Origin of the sequence: Tardiphaga sp. 172_B4_N1_3, from assembly GCF_052076035.1 — a bacterium.
GTDB lineage: Bacteria > Pseudomonadota > Alphaproteobacteria > Rhizobiales > Xanthobacteraceae > Tardiphaga > Tardiphaga robiniae.
On the sequence record NZ_CP197238.1, the window covers coordinates 5,926,239 to 5,940,862 of the forward strand.

Sequence of the window (14,624 nt, forward strand, 5' to 3'; positions counted from 1 at the left end):
TGTTGACTCGCTGATCTCCAGCGATAAAAATTGATCTTGGCCGTCCCAGTCGGTGCGGCCTTCGTTCTCAGGGCGGGGTGAAAATCCCCACCGGCGGTAATCGGGCGCAAGCTCGGGAGCCCGCGAGCGCCTGACGGGTCATCCCGTCAGGGTCAGCAGATCCGGTGCGATGCCGGAGCCGACGGTCATAGTCCGGATGAAAGAGAACGGGTATGCGCAGGGAGTCCGCCTTGGCGGATGCTCGGCGTGTGACCGTACGTCCTGATTCTGGTCTCAAACCGCGAGAGCATCCATGAATCAGCCTGTGATGAACTTCAAAACTTCCACTTCCGTAAATCTTGCACCATCGACCGGGCGGATCGCCTTCATCCAGTCGTGCTGGCACAAAGATATCGTCGATCAATGCCGTGTCGGTTTTGTCGCCGAACTCGCGCGGCGCGGCGTGCCGGACAGCCAGATCGATGTCTTCGAAGTGCCCGGCGCTTTCGAAATTCCGTTGCAGGCCAAATTGCTGGCGCGCACCGGGCGCTATGTCGCGATCGTCGCAACCGGTCTCATTGTGGACGGTGGCATCTATCGCCATGAATTCGTCTCTGAGGCCGTGATCAACGGCTTGATGCGGGTGCAGCTCGACAGCGATGTGCCGGTGATCTCGGCGGTGCTGACGCCGCAGCATTTCCACGAGCACGCCGAGCACTTGCGCTTCTTCCGCGAGCATTTCGTCGTGAAGGGCACCGAGGCGGCGACGGCCTGTGCAGCGACCATCGCCAATATCGCGGCGACCCGGCAACTGGCCGCCTGATCGCCGCAACACCGCGTTATGCCGTACGGCCGGGCAGGGCTGCAAGGCTCCTGACCGGCTGGTGCGGGTGGCGTTTCCCGCCACGGCACGGCATAATTCGGCAGCAGAAATCATAAGCAAAATTCGGGAGACGCGTGTTGGGAACGTTCAAGGCTGTCCGCATCGACAAGGCTGACAAAGGCACCACGGTTGCGCTGACGCAGTTCGACGAATCCGAATTGATGGACGGCGACGTCACCGTGCGGGTCGAATGGTCCACCGTGAATTACAAGGACGGCCTCGCCGTCACCGGCAAGGCGCCGGTGGTACGCCGCTTTCCGATGATCGCCGGCATCGATTTCGCAGGCACGGTGGAATCCTCGGAGAATCCGAACTGGAAGCCCGGCGACAAGGTGATCGGCAATGGCTGGGGCATGGGCGAGACCCATCTCGGCGCCTATGCCGAAAAGACCCGCGTGAAAGGCGACTGGCTGGTGCGGCTGCCGGACGGCATGACCACTCGCGACGCCATGGCGGTCGGCACGGCCGGTTACACCGCAATGCTCAGCGTGCTGGCGCTGGAGAATCACGGGCTGAAGCCGGCCGATGGGCCGATCGTCGTGACGGGGGCCGCTGGCGGCGTCGGCTCGGTGGCGATCGCCGTGCTGTCGAAGCTCGGCTACCAGGTCATTGCCTCGACCGGCCGGACCTCGGAGGAGGGTTATCTCAAGGGCCTCGGCGCCAGCGAGATCATCGACCGCAACGAGCTCTCAGGCCCGGCCAAACCGCTGGCCAAGGAGCGCTGGGCGGGCGGCATCGACAGCGTCGGTTCGACCACCCTGGCGAATCTCCTGTCGATGACCAAGTATCGCGGCGCTATCGCCGCCTGCGGTCTCGCAGCCGGCATGGACCTGCCATCTTCGGTTGCACCCTTCATTTTACGCGGCGTGTGTCTTCTCGGCATCGATTCTGTCATGTGCCCGATCGAGCTGCGGCAGCAGGCTTGGGCACGGCTGGCAACGGATCTGGATCACACAAAACTCTCTGAAATTACTCAGGAAATTCCGCTGGACCAGGTGATTGAAGCCGGCGCCAAAGTGCTGGCCGGGCAGGTCCGCGGGCGAATCGTGGTAAAGATCGGCTAACGACGTTCAGACTTTACCAACCAACCTGCTCCATTGTTGCCACGGTTGGTATGGTAAGCAGCGGGTAAAGACATCAGGCGGTCATCCGCGCTCGGTTGTTCGGAGTATCCTATGGTTGCGCGTTATGTGTTGGGAGCGGTGCTTGCCGCCACGGTGGCGACCCCCGCGCTGGCTGGGTCGATGACGGCCGAAGAGGCCCGCAAGTTTGTCGCCGGCAAGGTCTTTGCCTTTACCTGTTTCGACGGCACCCGCGGCGCAGGCCGCGTGTTCGACGATGGCGGTGCGGCGGGCGCTGTCCAGTTCTCGGGCTCGGGTCCGGCGCGCAACATGCGCCTGCCGGGCAATACACTGCAGGTCCGCGGCGAAGCCATTTGCGCCTCGATCAAGGGCATCCCGTTCGAGCCGTGCTTCAATCTCAACAAGAATGACGAGCGCAGCTTCCGTGGCTCGGTTTCCGGTATGGGCTTCGCCTATTGCGATTTCCGCCACCAGGGCGGCCGCGGCCAGATGCTGATGGCGCGTTCGCTGTCGGCCCCGCGTTCGCTGCGCGCGCCGTCCACCACCCGTTCGGCCGATGCTTCCGCTGGCGCCGACAACACCGTGACCCGCGTCTCGACCCCGCGCGTCGAGAGCAGCAAGATCGACGCCGTCGGATCGATCAAGTCCGAGCCGGCCAAGGAAATTGCCAAGACGCCGGAGCCGGAAAAGACCGAAGCGCTCGAACTGCGCAAATCCACCAACTAAGACAGACGTCAGGCGTGGCGACCCCAGGGTCCCCGTAGCGGGTCCCTTGCGCTGCCTGTGGGCGTCGTGTCGCCCTTCCATGGGCCGGAGCGCGGCGGCAGCGGCGGCGTGTCGTCGGCCTCTTCAGGCGCGTCCGTATCGGATGGCAGTGCCATCCGGCCGGGATCGTGTCCGCCGGCGAATTTCACCAATGCAGCCACCCGCGAATCCACTGACGGATGTGTGGCGAACAGGTCGGCAAAACCCTCGCGGGGATTGTCGATGCACATCTCCATGACGGCCGAAGTCGCGCCGGGCAGTTCGCCGCGATTCTCGATCTTGCGCAGTGCCGAGATCATGGCATCCGGATTCTTGGTCAGTTCCACCGACCCCGCATCGGCCAGTAGTTCGCGCGAGCGCGACAGCGCAAAGCGCACCACCAGCGACAGCGCCCAGGCCAGCGCGATCAGTGCCACGGCGATGATAATGACAATGATTGCACCGCCGCCGGAGCCTTTGCTGTCGCTGTCAGACGAGGAAGACGATCGCGACGATCGGCTGCCGCCGAAGCGGAAACCGGAATTGATGAATATCCGGAAGAACAGTTCAGCCGCAAAGCCGACCACGCCGGCGATAATCACGGCGACCACCATCAGCTGCACGTCGCCGTTGCGGATATGCGTCAGCTCGTGGCCGAGCACTGCTTCCATCTCGTCATCGTTGAGCGCGCGCAGGAGGCCCGTCGTGACCGTGACGGAATATTGCCGCGGGTTGAGGCCGGTGGCGAAGGCGTTCAGCGCATCAGAGTCCATCACCTTCAGCTTCGGCATCGGAATGCCGCGCGAGATGCAGAGGTTTTCAAGGAGGTTATAGAGCCGCGGCTGCTCCTGCCGCGTCACGCTTTCGCTGCCGGTGATGCTGTCGATCATCTTTTGATGACCGAAATAGGCGATGACGATCCACAACACCGCGCCGATGGTGGCGAAGGGAAGCGCCTTGATCAGGTCGCGCGTTGCCGCGTTGATATAATACGCAACCGAGCCGTTGCTGTTAACGGCCACCTCGCCGATCAGGGCGCCGGCGAACACCATGACGTAGATCAGCAGGAACAGCCCTGCGAGCAGCAGCATCGAACGCGTCTTGTTCGAGGCGATATGCGTATAGAGACCATAGGCGGCCATGATGCGCTGCTCGGTTCAGGCTGCGATCAGAACTTGACCTGCGGCACGGCTTCGACCTCCTTGCGGGTCTCGCCGAGATCGAAGAACTCCTTCGGGTGGAAGCCGAAGGTGCCGGCGAACAGAGCCGCGGGCATCTGCTGGATGCCGGTGTTGTATTCGGACACGGCATTGTTGAAGAACCGGCGCGACGCGGCGATCTTGTTCTCGATGTCCGAGAGCTCGGTCTGCAGCTGCTGGAAGTTCGCATTGGCCTTGAGGTCCGGATAGGCCTCGGACAATGCGATCAGCCGGCCGAGCGCGCCGGAGAGCTGGTTTTCCGCGGCGCCGACCTGCGCCGGGCCTTGTGCATTCATCGCCGAATTGCGCGCCTTGATGACGTCGTCGAGGGTGCCGCGCTCATGCGCCGCATAGCCCTTCACGGTCTCGATCAGGTTCGGGATCAGGTCGTGGCGCTGCTTGAGCTGCACGTCGATATCGGCAAAGGACTGGTTGACCCGCTGGCTCAGCGCCACCAGCCGGTTATAGGCAGCAAATGCCAGGAAGATCAGGACAACAATGACGCCAAGAACGATCCAGCCGGTCGACATGTAAGAACCCCCAAAAGAAACCATCAAACCCAAAGCCTAGCCGATCATGCGGCCACAGAGCAGGGGCCGCAGGCATGTCGCGGCACGGATTGGTCGCAGCGGGGATGAAATACGTTCAAGGGCAACGCGAAGAGGTCGCCGCAGAACCTGCATGGCATGCGTGCAAGCCGGAAGTATTGCAACGTTGCATCATTGCATCGGTCTTCGAGACTTTTGCGCTCAATGCCTGCGGGTTAGCGCCGGTGCGCCATTCGTCATCCAGCCGTCATGCGCAAAACCTAATGAAATCCTAACCTTTGGGCTGGGGAATGAACTGTGATGTTGGAATGGCGTAACGGCGCGAGCCGGCTTGCGATGGGCGTTGTTGTGGCGGCGCTGTTCGCGCCGATGGCAGCGGAGGCGCAGACATTCACGGTGCCAGCCGGCACCACGGATACCACGACGAAGACACTTAGCGGTACGCAGACCGGAACGGTCGATGCCTCCGGTACGCTGCGATCCACCAGCGGCACGGCGACCATCGGGTGGAACGGCGCATCGACTGGCGTCGTCGTTACCAATTCCGGCGTGATCGAAAACACCAGCACGGGGCGCGTCATCGACGCCACCGGCGCAACGGCGGGCCGGACCTTCACCTTCCTCAACAATATTGGCGCCATCGTGCGATCGATCCAGAACGACGTGTTCCGGTTCAATCTGGCGATGACATCTGGCACGATCGTGATCGACAACGCCGGGCTGATCCAGGCCGGCGGTACCGGCTATGCTGCGCTCGGGCAGGCGCTCGATTTCCGCGGCATGACAGGCGCGGCATCGATGACCATCATCAACCGTGCGACCGGCGTGATCGAGGCGATGACCGACGATGCGGTCCGGCCCGGCGCCAACGCGGTGATCAATAATTTCGGTATCATCCGCAGCTTCGGCGCGAACACATCCGGCGGAGCCAACGGCACGTCGGATGGCATCGACACCGGTGGCAATCTCGGTGTTGTCGTCAACAATCAGGCCGGTGGTCTGATTTCCGGCGCGCGCCACGGCATCACTGCGGACAATAACGTCACGGTCAACAACGCGGCCGGTGGCACGATCCTCGGCCGCAACGGCTCGGGCGTCGGTTCCGATGGCGACGGCACCGTCAACAATTACGGCCGCATCACAGGTGCCTATGCTGGCGTCGGGAGCATCTTCAACTCGGACGGTGTGGCGCAGATCAACGGCGATGGTGACGGCGTCGATATCGACAATGAGGGTAAGATCCTTAACTACGGCATCATCGAAGGCACCGGCGCCGGCGGTTTCGATAGTGGCGGCCGCGCCAACGCCAGCGAAGGCATTTCCATCGGCGGCGGTACGATCACCAATTACGGCACCATAAGCGGTGCAAATACCGCGATCGTCGTCAATAAGGACACGAATGTGGATCGCAGCGGCGTCGCAGCGACCACGATTATCAACTACGAGAGCGGCACCATTATTGGCCAGAATGGCTACGCGATCCGTCTCGAAAACAAGAGCACGGCGACTCCCGCCATCAATAACGACGTGATCGTCAATCACGGCACGATCATCGGCAACGGTGCGATCCCCGATCCGAACGCGATCGTGTTGATGAATACGGGCGTGGCAGATCCCAATTCCGTCGGCACCCTCAACGGCGTCACCTATACCGGCACTGGCTCCGCCCGCTTCATCCGCGGCGACGGCTCCGCGATCCAGATGGGCGAAGGCGCCGACGTGCTGACCAATTACGGCACCATCATCGGAAACACCGGCCGCGCCGTGAACATGGAAGGCGGCAACGACACCGTCAACATCATGAAGGGCTCGCGCATTGTCGGCCTCGTCGATGGCGGCGTCGGTACGGATACGCTGAACTACAACAAGGCGGGCCTCACCGACGCCAAGCGCGCCGCGCTGCAGGCCGGTCAGACCGTGAATATCGGCGGTACGCTCTATACGTCGTTCGAGGTGATCACCGGAACGTCGTCTTCGTTCGCGTCCTTTGCCAGCGCGGGCTCGTTGGGCGTCGCCTCGCTGTTCGATAATCTGCCGGCCACCGCCACCAGCAGTGCGGTGGTCAATCTGCTCGACAGCGTTGCCAGCTCGGCAGATGTCGGCGCGGCGCTGGCGCAGCTCACGCCCGCGGCCTATCAGGGCCTCGGCCGCATGACCATGAACGACGCATTCCAGACGACCTCGCTGGTCGGCCAACACCTGACGCAGAACCGCCTCGGCGGTCTCGGCACCGACATGTCCGGTGTCGGCAATGCGCTGGCGATGTTCGACGGCGGCATGTTCGACAAGAATTTCAGTGCGGATCGTGCGCTGGCCGCGGTGACTGCATTCCCCGGCAGCGCAAGTTCAGCGCTGGCGGATGCCGGCTGGGGCGTTAGTGCCGCCGACGCGATGGCCTATGCGCCGGTGACCAAGGCTCTGCCGGGTTTGCGCCCGGTTGCTGTCGCTGCGGAACAGGGCCTGTTCATCACGTCGGGCGCGAGCTTCGCCCGCGAAGGCGCACGCACTGACGCGCCGGGCTTCAAGTCGAACACGGTCAACGTGCTCGCCGGCTACGACCGGCGCATCACGGACAGCATCGTCGCCGGCGTGTTCGGTGGCTACGCGCTGACCCGCGGCGATATCGACAATGTCGGCAGCCACACCAGGATTTCGACCGGCACGATCGGCGGCTATGGCACCTATCAGGCTCCGGGCTGGTTCGCGACCGCCATGGGCCTCTATGGCTTCAGCGATTACGACACCACACGCGTGGCGGTCGGCACGACGAACACCGCGGCGTTCAGCGGCGATCACTATGCGATTCGCGGCACGGTGGGCACCGACCTGCGCGTCAGCGGCTGGGTCGTCACCCCGGAGATCGGCCTGCAATACACGCGGGTGATGACCGATGGCTTTGCCGAGCGCGGTGGCGCTGCGGCACTGGTCGTCGGCGCTGACAGTTCGGAATCGCTGCGCTCCAGCGTCGGCGCTCGCTTCGCCTATGACTACGCGCTGAGTGGCGGCGTGCTGACGCCGGAATTGCGGCTGGCCTGGCTACATGAATTCAGCGACGGCGTGCGCGGCATCAATGCAAGCTTCGCCGATACGACACTGCCGGGCTCGTTCATCACCGCGACGGGCAGCGCACTGCGCGATCGCGGCGTGATCGGTGCCGGCCTGTCCGGCAGACTGGCACCGCTCACGGTACTGTCAGTGAACTATGATGCGATCGTCGGCAGCAATGACGCCGTCGCGCATCAGGTGATGGGCCGCATCCGGCATTCGTTCTGAGAGCGGGCTCAATCAAGAGCGATGCTTCCTTCCCCCTCTCCCACGACGCAGCGAAGCTGCGTTGGCGGGAGAGGGTGGATCGAACCGCGAAGCGGTTCGAGACGGGAGAGGGGGCTCTTGCTTGCTTTGCAAAAGCCCTCTCCCGCCTTCGCTGCGCTCAGGCACCCTCTCCCACTGCGCGGAGCTTCGCTCCGCTTGGGGAGAGGGGAAGGCTTTACGGCTTCGCCATATGCCAGGCGCCGTTCAGGAAGCCGTCGCCATTGGTGTCGCCGGCGGCCGTGTCCTTCTTGAAGGTGTAGAGCGGCTTGCCTTTATAGGCCCACATCTTCTTGCCGTCGTCGCGCACGACGATGGTCATGTCGGCACTCGGCTTGGCATCGTCCACCGCGAACAGCGGTGGCCAGTTTTCGGCGCAGGGGCCGTTGCAGGCTGACTTGCCACCGGCGTCCTTGTCGAAGGTGTAGAGCGTCATGCCCTTGGCATCGACGAAGGTCTTTCCCTTGGCGGTGTCGGCGGTCTTCAGCATCTGCGCCGAGGCGGCGCTTGAGGCGAGCATGAGAGTCAGAGCCGCGAGAGCGGCGAATGATTTGGTCATTGCAGCGTTACTCCTGATGAATTGCGACGCAGTCGCGTCAGGAGAACAAACGCCCGCCGTAGAGAATTATTCCGCGGATGATGTCGGTGAATCGAAAACCGCATCGCCCCAGTCGAGCTTGCGGAACTTTGCATACTTCGCCTTGTCGCGGCGTGGTGCGTTTGCGGCGATAACGCCTGCATTTGTGCAGAGTTTTGCTGTGATCGCGATCTTGGTGGTGAGCGGCTGCGCGAGCACGCGCGACGGCCGCTGTGTGACAGGCGTACGCGACAGCGCGACGTAAATAAATTTCTCATCCTCATAGGGAAGTTCTGCAGATTTGAGTTGTTTATGCACACGGGAGCGCTGCAGCCGCTGGCTGAAGTGGCACCAGTCCGGCTTCACCAGCGGACATGCATCGTCATGTGGGCAGGGCGCGATCACATGCGCGCCGTTCTTGATGAGCTGTGCACGCGCATCGAGAATGCGTTGAGTGCCCGACGGTGTGCCCGGCTCGACGATAATAAGCGTATCACTGGTCTTCGTCCACATCGCCGCGACGAGTTTTGTCCGTGCGGCATCGTTGAGCTCATTAATGACATAGCTCGCAATGACGAGATCGGCGGATGGGGCATTGGCGATTGTCGCGGCAGCGTCGCCGAGCGTGTAGTTCATCGCGGGGATGCGGTGGCTGTCCTGCGCCAAACCGAGCGCCAGCGTGCGCAGAGCGGGATTGGCATCGAGCAGCGTGAATGCATTGAGCGACGGAAATGTCTCCGCGCAGGCCCATGTCGCTGTTCCCGGCCCGGCGCCGCAATCGAGCAGCGTGGTCGGTGCGAAGTCCGGTCGTGTCTCCTGCAGCGCATTGAGACTGGCGATGACCGCCGCATAGGTCGCGGGCATGCGGGCGAGCGCATAGGCCAGCGCGTCACTCTCGTTGCGGATGGTCGTGGAGCCGCCGCCCGAGCGATAGGTCTGCGAGATTGCGTCGGAGCGCTCCGCGGCGTCATTGCGCGAGAAGCCGTGCAGGCGGGCGTTGAGGGCGGCGGTGAGTTCGGCCGGGAGGTCGGGTGACATCGGTGGTCCGTCATGTTGTCGCGGTGCGCCGCGACCTTCGTATTGAACCCGAGGCCGCGGCTGCGACACCAACAGGCCTTCTCACCAGATGGCGTCGGTGACGCCAAGACAGGAATATCGACGATGGATCACCCGGTCAATTTCACCGCACTTGCGGCGCTTCGGCCCGGCGACGCGCGCGAAGATCTCAGCCGCGCGCTTGGTGCGCGCTGGTGCGAACCTGCGCCGCATCAGCAGGGCCGTGTCACCGCCTTGTCGAAGCAGCACGGCTTTGAAGCGCAGATCGATACAGCGGGACGGATCGGCGCTATTCGTTATCGCGAGCCGTTCCCCGCCGCGCCAGGTGTTCTCGGTCTGCGGATCGGTATGCCGGTCGCGGACGCCCTGGCGGCGCTGCCGCAGCTCGCGCTGTCGCATCGCGCGCCGGTCTACGATTCCATGTATTTTGTCGCCGACGTCTCGCATGCGACGAAGCTTGCGCTGGAGTTTCGCTGGCAGGAGCTTTACGCGATCTCGTTGCGCAATCCAGCGGCCGTCTATCCGGACAAGCAGCCGATGGCGTATCCGGTGGCCGCCGGTGCGTCCGGCGCTCCCAACTTCAAACTCGCCGTGATGTCGTCATTGCTGGAGAGCGGCGCGCTCGATCTGGCCGAGCCCGGGGATCTCGCCGCGTTCGTGCTGAAACGCGCGGTCGATCTCGAGGAGGACGGTTACGATCTGATCAGCGATGCCTACGATTATCTGGTGCGCTATCCCCTGACCGAGGCGGACCTGGCGAAGGTCGAGGCCATTACCTTCGATGGCGGCAGCGAGATCTATCCCTATTGCTATTATTTCTGGGACGGCGAGAGCGAAGAGTTCGACATTTCCAGTACGGCCGGGATCGGCCTGTGCCAGAACCTGCGGCAGCTCACCTGCATCGCGATGATCGAGCGGCTGGATGCGGCGGATCTCGTCGGTCTCGGCAAGCTCGAAACGTTGCAACTGCCGTCGGTGTGCGACAATCCCGGGCGTCTGCTCGAGCTCCCTGCGCTGAAGAAGCTGACATTCCCGGAAACCGGCATCCGCGATCCGGCTTTGATCGCCGCGTTAAAGGCGCGTGGCGTCGCGGTGCGCATCGACGCGTAGGGGAGGCGAGCTTTGTTTGTCTTGCCCTCCCCCACCTGGCGAAGCTTCGCTTCGCGCAGGGGAGGGCAAGGAGGAGTTACGCCACTTCCTGATCGAGGATCTTCACCGCGTTTTCGAGATCCACCGAGACCAGCTGCGACACGCCGCGCTCTGCCATGGTGACGCCGTACAGGCGGTGCATGCGCGCCATGGTGATCGGGTTGTGCGTGATGGTGATGAAGCGCGTTTCGGTCGAGGCGCACATTTCATGCAGCAGGCTGCAGAAGCGTTCCACGTTGTGGTCGTCGAGCGGCGCGTCGACTTCGTCCAGCACGCAGATCGGCGACGGGTTGGTGAGGAACACCGCGAAGATCAGCGCCAGCGCGGTCAGCGCCTGCTCACCACCTGACAGCAGCGACAGGGTCTGCGGCTTCTTGCCGGGCGGCTTGGCGACGATTTCGAGACCGGCTTCGAGCGGATCGTCACTCTCGATCAGCTTCAGCTCGGCTTCGCCGCCGCCGAACAGTTCGACGAACATGCGCTTGAAGTGGCCGTTGACGATGTCGAACGAGGTCATCAACCGTTCGCGGGCTTCCTTGTTCAGGCTCTGGATGCCGGTGCGCAGCTTCTTGATGGCTTCGACGAGGTCGTCGCGCTCAGTGGCGAGGCCGTTATGCGTGCCTTCGACCTCGTTGAGCTCTTCCTCGGCGCGCAGGTTGACGGCGCCGAGACGCTCGCGGTCGCGGCGCAGCTTTTCCAGATCGGCTTCGATGTCGGCCAACGGCGGCAGCGTGTCGTCCTGGCGGACTTCGGCCAGCGCCGCGACGCCTTCCGGCTCGACTTCGAGCATGTCGCGGATTTCGCGCTCGATATCCTCTAAGCGGCGCTTGCCGCTTTCCATGCGCTCCTCGGTGCGGGCGCAGGCTTCGCGGGCGGCGGAGAGGGCTTCCAGCGAGCCGCGGGCATCGCGGTCGGTCTCGCGCATGGCGTTCTCGGCCGAGGCCAGCGCGTTGGCGGCGAGCTGACGGGCTTGTTCGGCGCTCTCGACTTCCGAGATCAGCGCGCGGCGCTTCTGCAGATAGAGCGCCGGGGCGTCTTCGAGTTCGGCGCGTTCGCGGGTCACTTCGGCCACGCGCGCAGCAACCGTCTCGATCTGCGAGGCGGCGGAGGTCTTGCGGTTCGCCCAGTCGGTGCGCTCGGCGATGATCGCCTGCAGGCGGCGGTCGGCCAGCTCAGCCTCGCGGGCCAGCGCCTGCGCTTCGGCGCGCACCTGGGCGGCACCGCGGCGATGGCCTTCGATCTCGCCGCGCACGGTCGCGAGCTGCGCTTCGGCGTCGGAGCTCTCCGGCAGATATTCCAGCGCGGCATGCGCGCTCTCATGCGCCGCTTCCGCTTCCATGCGATCGTTGGAGAGGCGCGACCGCGCTTCGGTCAGCGTCGCGCGGCGCGCCGCATGACGGTTGATCTCGCGTTCGGCATTGGCATGGCGCTCGCGGGCCTGGTCGACGTCGCGGCGGGCATTGCGCAGGGCATCGCGCGATGCGCCTTCGGCCGAGGCCGCAGCCTTCAGCGCCTGCTCGGCGCTTTCCAGCGCTTCGCGCTTGGCAATGGCGTCGATCTTGGCGTTTTCCAGATCGGCTTCGATCTCGGTGAGACGTGCGCGCTCGGCGAGACGACGGGCGGCGCCGGTCGGTGCATGCGCGCCGGCGACGAAACCGTCCCAGCGCCAGACGTCGCCTTCCAGCGACACCAGCCGCTGGCCGGTCTGTAACTGCGAGACCAGCGCTGCGCCCTGATCCTTGGAGACGACGCCGATCTGTTTCAGGCGGCGGGCGAGTTCGGCCGGCGCATTGACATGCGACGCCAGCGACTCGACGCCCGCCGGCAGCGCGGGATCGTTGGCGTGATCGCCGGCATTGGTCCAGCGCATCGGCGCCGAGGGATCGACCGGCGCGTCGAGATCGTCGCCCAGCACGGCACCGAGCGCCTTTTCATAGCCCTTGGTGACGCTGACGCCGTCGATGATCGGCGGCCACAGATTCTTGGTTTCGCCGTTCAGGATCTTCGAAATCGTGCGGGCTTCGGTCTCGAGCCGCTGCACCTTGCGGTCGGCGTCGTTCAGCGGCGCGCGCGAGGCTTCCAGCGTCTGCCGGGCCGCGATATGGGCGGCCTCGTTGTCGGCCACGCTGCCTTCGGCCTGCAGCAGGATTTCCTGCGAGGTCTCCATCAGGGCTGCAAGCTCATCCAGGTCGCCGAAGCCTGACGTTTGCGCCGTCAGCGCCTCGATCTCGGCCTCGACGCTGGCGATTTCCTGGCCGAGACGCGCGAGGCGATCGGCCTGGCTGCGCACGTTGGACTGCAGCTGGTTGCGCTTGGCGGTCATGTCCGCATGGGCGGTGGTGAGTTCGGTGAAGGTGCGCTCGGCGGCGGCCAGCACAGCCTCGGCCTCGGAGACGCGGTCATCGACGCCGCCACGCAGCTCGACGCGCTGCATGATCTCTTCCTTGAGCATCGCGTCTTCTTCGTCGAGACGGAGCAGCGCGAATTCGGCGTCTTCCGACTGCTTCATCTCGCGCGCGACGTCGCTCTCGAACTGCGTCAGGCGACGGTCGAGCTCGGCGGCGCGCTCCTTGGCGCGCTCTTCCTCGCGGTCGAGCATGTCGCGAGCATTGGTCAGGCGCTGCAGACCGGCGGCAGCGGCGGCTTCCGCCTCGCGCAGCGCGGGCAATTCACTGGCGCGGATCGCCTGGATACGCGCGGCTTCGCCCTGCTCACGCGTACGTTCGGCGAGATCGCGGACATACTGGTCGTGCAGCGTTGCCGCTTCGGCATTGTCCTGATGCGCCTGCAGCCAGCGCAGGTGGAACAGCATGGCCTCGGCCTTGCGCACCTTGCCGGCGACTTCGCGGTAGCGGATCGCCTGGCGGGCCTGCTTCTTCAGGCCTTCCATCTGGCCGGAGAGCTGGCCGATCACGTCCTCGACGCGGGTGAGGTTGGTTTCAGCGGCCTTCAGGCGCAGCTCGGCCTCGTGGCGGCGCGCATGCAGGCCGGCGACGCCGGCGGCGTCTTCCAGCACGCGGCGGCGCTGCTCGGGCTTCGCCTGAATGATTTCGCCGATCTTGCCCTGGTGGACGAGGGCGGGCGAACGCGCGCCGGTGGCAGCGTCCGCAAACAGGATCTGCACGTCGCGGGCGCGCACGTCGCGGCCGTTGATGCGGTATTGCGACCCGGCTTCGCGCTCGATGCGGCGGGAGATTTCGAGAATTTCGGCGTCATTGACCATGGCCGGCGCTGTGCGATCGGTATTGTCGATCGTCATCACCACTTCGGCATGGTTGCGCGAGGCGCGATTGCCGGAGCCGGCGAAGATCACCGCGTCCATGTCGGCGGCGCGCAGCGACTTGTGCGAGGTTTCGCCCATCGCCCAGCGCAGCGCTTCCACCAGATTGGACTTGCCGCAGCCGTTCGGGCCGACAACGCCGGTCAGACCGGGCTCGATCATGAAGTCGGTCGGTTCGACGAACGACTTGAATCCGTGCAGGCGCAGGCGCGTGAGTTTCATGGATACGGTACTCTGGTTAGCCGACAGGCCACTTTATTCAAAAAGCCCCGGCAGAGCGCGAATCCCCCAGCACGAACAATAGCATAAATGCAGCTGCCGCGCGGACGGAGACTCGCTGGTCGCGGCTCTCATTGGCCCGGACAATGGCGAGACGAGGGCAGCGGCGCAACCGCGGAACCCCGCTTTTCCCAAGGGTTTTGCGGGGGATAGGTGGGGGAGGGTGAGAAAAAGAGCTTGTTTTAAAGGGATGAAGGCAGCTGCACGCTGCGACAGCAACGCAAAAAGCAGTCGTCTGCTTTCTCTGATCTCTTCAATCAGAACTCTCTGGTGGGAGGATCTGCGGTTCTCGTCAGCTCAGACCAAGATGAAACCGGCACCAGAAAGCCGTGGAACGGAGCCCTCCGAGAAGGGTTTGCGAGGGTACGTTTCAGATTTAAGACGCCGCGAGGCGATTTTATTAATCGATCAACCACAAAATTACGCAGCAATTGACCGAATCAGATGTTCTTGGTATGTTCTTTAAGAAAATCTTCTCATTGGATGGCTGCGATGTTCAAGCTACCGAAATGTCGCCACTGCGGAAGATCGTGGCGTCC

At 63.9% G+C, this 14,624-nt stretch carries 10 protein-coding genes and 1 riboswitch; of the genes, 5 read left to right on the plus strand and 5 right to left on the minus strand.

Translation table 11 applies throughout. The features are described from left to right. Nucleotides 1-59 precede the first annotated feature (59 nt). Nucleotides 60-212: riboswitch (FMN riboswitch) on the plus strand. Nucleotides 213-292: 80 nt separating this feature from the next. From AB7783_RS27935 to AB7783_RS27945, 3 genes are all read left to right on the plus strand, one after another. Continuing rightward, complete coding sequence (locus AB7783_RS27935) at nt 293-802, plus strand: 6,7-dimethyl-8-ribityllumazine synthase (protein ID WP_184513439.1); 510 nt, start codon at nt 293-295, stop codon at nt 800-802. Between the two features lie 137 nt (nt 803-939). After that, complete coding sequence (gene acuI / locus AB7783_RS27940) at nt 940-1,926, plus strand: acrylyl-CoA reductase (NADPH) (protein WP_441279410.1); 987 nt, start codon at nt 940-942, stop codon at nt 1,924-1,926. Between the two features lie 111 nt (nt 1,927-2,037). Then, nucleotides 2,038-2,670, plus strand: a complete 633-nt coding sequence (locus AB7783_RS27945; RefSeq protein WP_089262445.1) for a hypothetical protein — start codon at nt 2,038-2,040, stop codon at nt 2,668-2,670. A gap of 8 nt (nt 2,671-2,678) precedes the next feature. On the opposite strand, the gene AB7783_RS27950 is transcribed toward AB7783_RS27945, so the two are convergent. Then, nucleotides 2,679-3,830, minus strand: coding sequence for a M48 family metallopeptidase (locus AB7783_RS27950; RefSeq protein WP_441279411.1), 1,152 nt, complete (start codon nt 3,828-3,830; stop codon nt 2,679-2,681). 26 nt (nt 3,831-3,856) lie between these two features. Then, nucleotides 3,857-4,417, minus strand: coding sequence for a LemA family protein (locus AB7783_RS27955; RefSeq protein WP_309947657.1), 561 nt, complete (start codon nt 4,415-4,417; stop codon nt 3,857-3,859). A gap of 318 nt (nt 4,418-4,735) precedes the next feature. On the opposite strand from AB7783_RS27955, the gene AB7783_RS27960 reads away from it, so the two are divergent. Beyond that, the gene (locus AB7783_RS27960) at nt 4,736-7,708 is read left to right on the plus strand and encodes an autotransporter domain-containing protein (RefSeq protein WP_441279412.1); all 2,973 of its coding nucleotides are present in this window, start codon (nt 4,736-4,738) and stop codon (nt 7,706-7,708) included. 214 nt (nt 7,709-7,922) lie between these two features. Here AB7783_RS27960 and AB7783_RS27965 read toward each other — a convergent pair whose 3' ends face one another. Together AB7783_RS27965 and AB7783_RS27970 are read right to left on the minus strand one after the other, a co-directional pair. Beyond that, on the minus strand, nt 7,923-8,303 hold the full coding sequence (locus AB7783_RS27965) for a COG4315 family predicted lipoprotein (protein WP_089262437.1): 381 nt from the start codon (nt 8,301-8,303) through the stop codon (nt 7,923-7,925). Between the two features lie 66 nt (nt 8,304-8,369). Then, a complete protein-coding gene (locus tag AB7783_RS27970) occupies nt 8,370-9,359 on the minus strand; it encodes a small ribosomal subunit Rsm22 family protein (protein WP_441279413.1) in 990 nt (329 codons plus the stop codon). A gap of 123 nt (nt 9,360-9,482) precedes the next feature. Between AB7783_RS27970 and AB7783_RS27975 the strand changes: the two genes are divergently transcribed. Next, nucleotides 9,483-10,487 (plus strand): DUF6892 domain-containing protein, encoded by a 1,005-nt coding sequence (locus tag AB7783_RS27975; RefSeq protein WP_441279414.1) that lies wholly within the window; start codon nt 9,483-9,485, stop codon nt 10,485-10,487. A gap of 76 nt (nt 10,488-10,563) precedes the next feature. Here the strand turns inward: AB7783_RS27975 and smc are convergent, their stop codons facing one another. Continuing rightward, a complete protein-coding gene (smc, locus tag AB7783_RS27980; RefSeq protein ID WP_441279415.1) occupies nt 10,564-14,028 on the minus strand; it encodes a chromosome segregation protein SMC in 3,465 nt (1,154 codons plus the stop codon). Between the last annotated feature and the right edge of the window lie 596 nt (nt 14,029-14,624).

Excerpts from the sequence above, each read along its gene's own strand:
- AB7783_RS27935 (WP_184513439.1), top strand. The coding sequence starts at position 293 with ATGAATCAGCCTGTGATGAACTTCAAAACTTCCACTTCCGTAAATCTT.
- AB7783_RS27945 (WP_089262445.1), top strand. The coding sequence starts at position 2,038 with ATGGTTGCGCGTTATGTGTTGGGAGCGGTGCTTGCCGCCACGGTGGCG.
- AB7783_RS27950 (WP_441279411.1), bottom strand. The coding sequence starts at position 3,830 with ATGGCCGCCTATGGTCTCTATACGCATATCGCCTCGAACAAGACGCGT.
- AB7783_RS27955 (WP_309947657.1), bottom strand. The coding sequence starts at position 4,417 with ATGTCGACCGGCTGGATCGTTCTTGGCGTCATTGTTGTCCTGATCTTC.
- AB7783_RS27960 (WP_441279412.1), top strand. The coding sequence starts at position 4,736 with ATGTTGGAATGGCGTAACGGCGCGAGCCGGCTTGCGATGGGCGTTGTT.
- AB7783_RS27965 (WP_089262437.1), bottom strand. The coding sequence starts at position 8,303 with ATGACCAAATCATTCGCCGCTCTCGCGGCTCTGACTCTCATGCTCGCC.
- AB7783_RS27970 (WP_441279413.1), bottom strand. The coding sequence starts at position 9,359 with ATGTCACCCGACCTCCCGGCCGAACTCACCGCCGCCCTCAACGCCCGC.
- AB7783_RS27975 (WP_441279414.1), top strand. The coding sequence starts at position 9,483 with ATGGATCACCCGGTCAATTTCACCGCACTTGCGGCGCTTCGGCCCGGC.
- smc (WP_441279415.1), bottom strand. The coding sequence starts at position 14,028 with ATGAAACTCACGCGCCTGCGCCTGCACGGATTCAAGTCGTTCGTCGAA.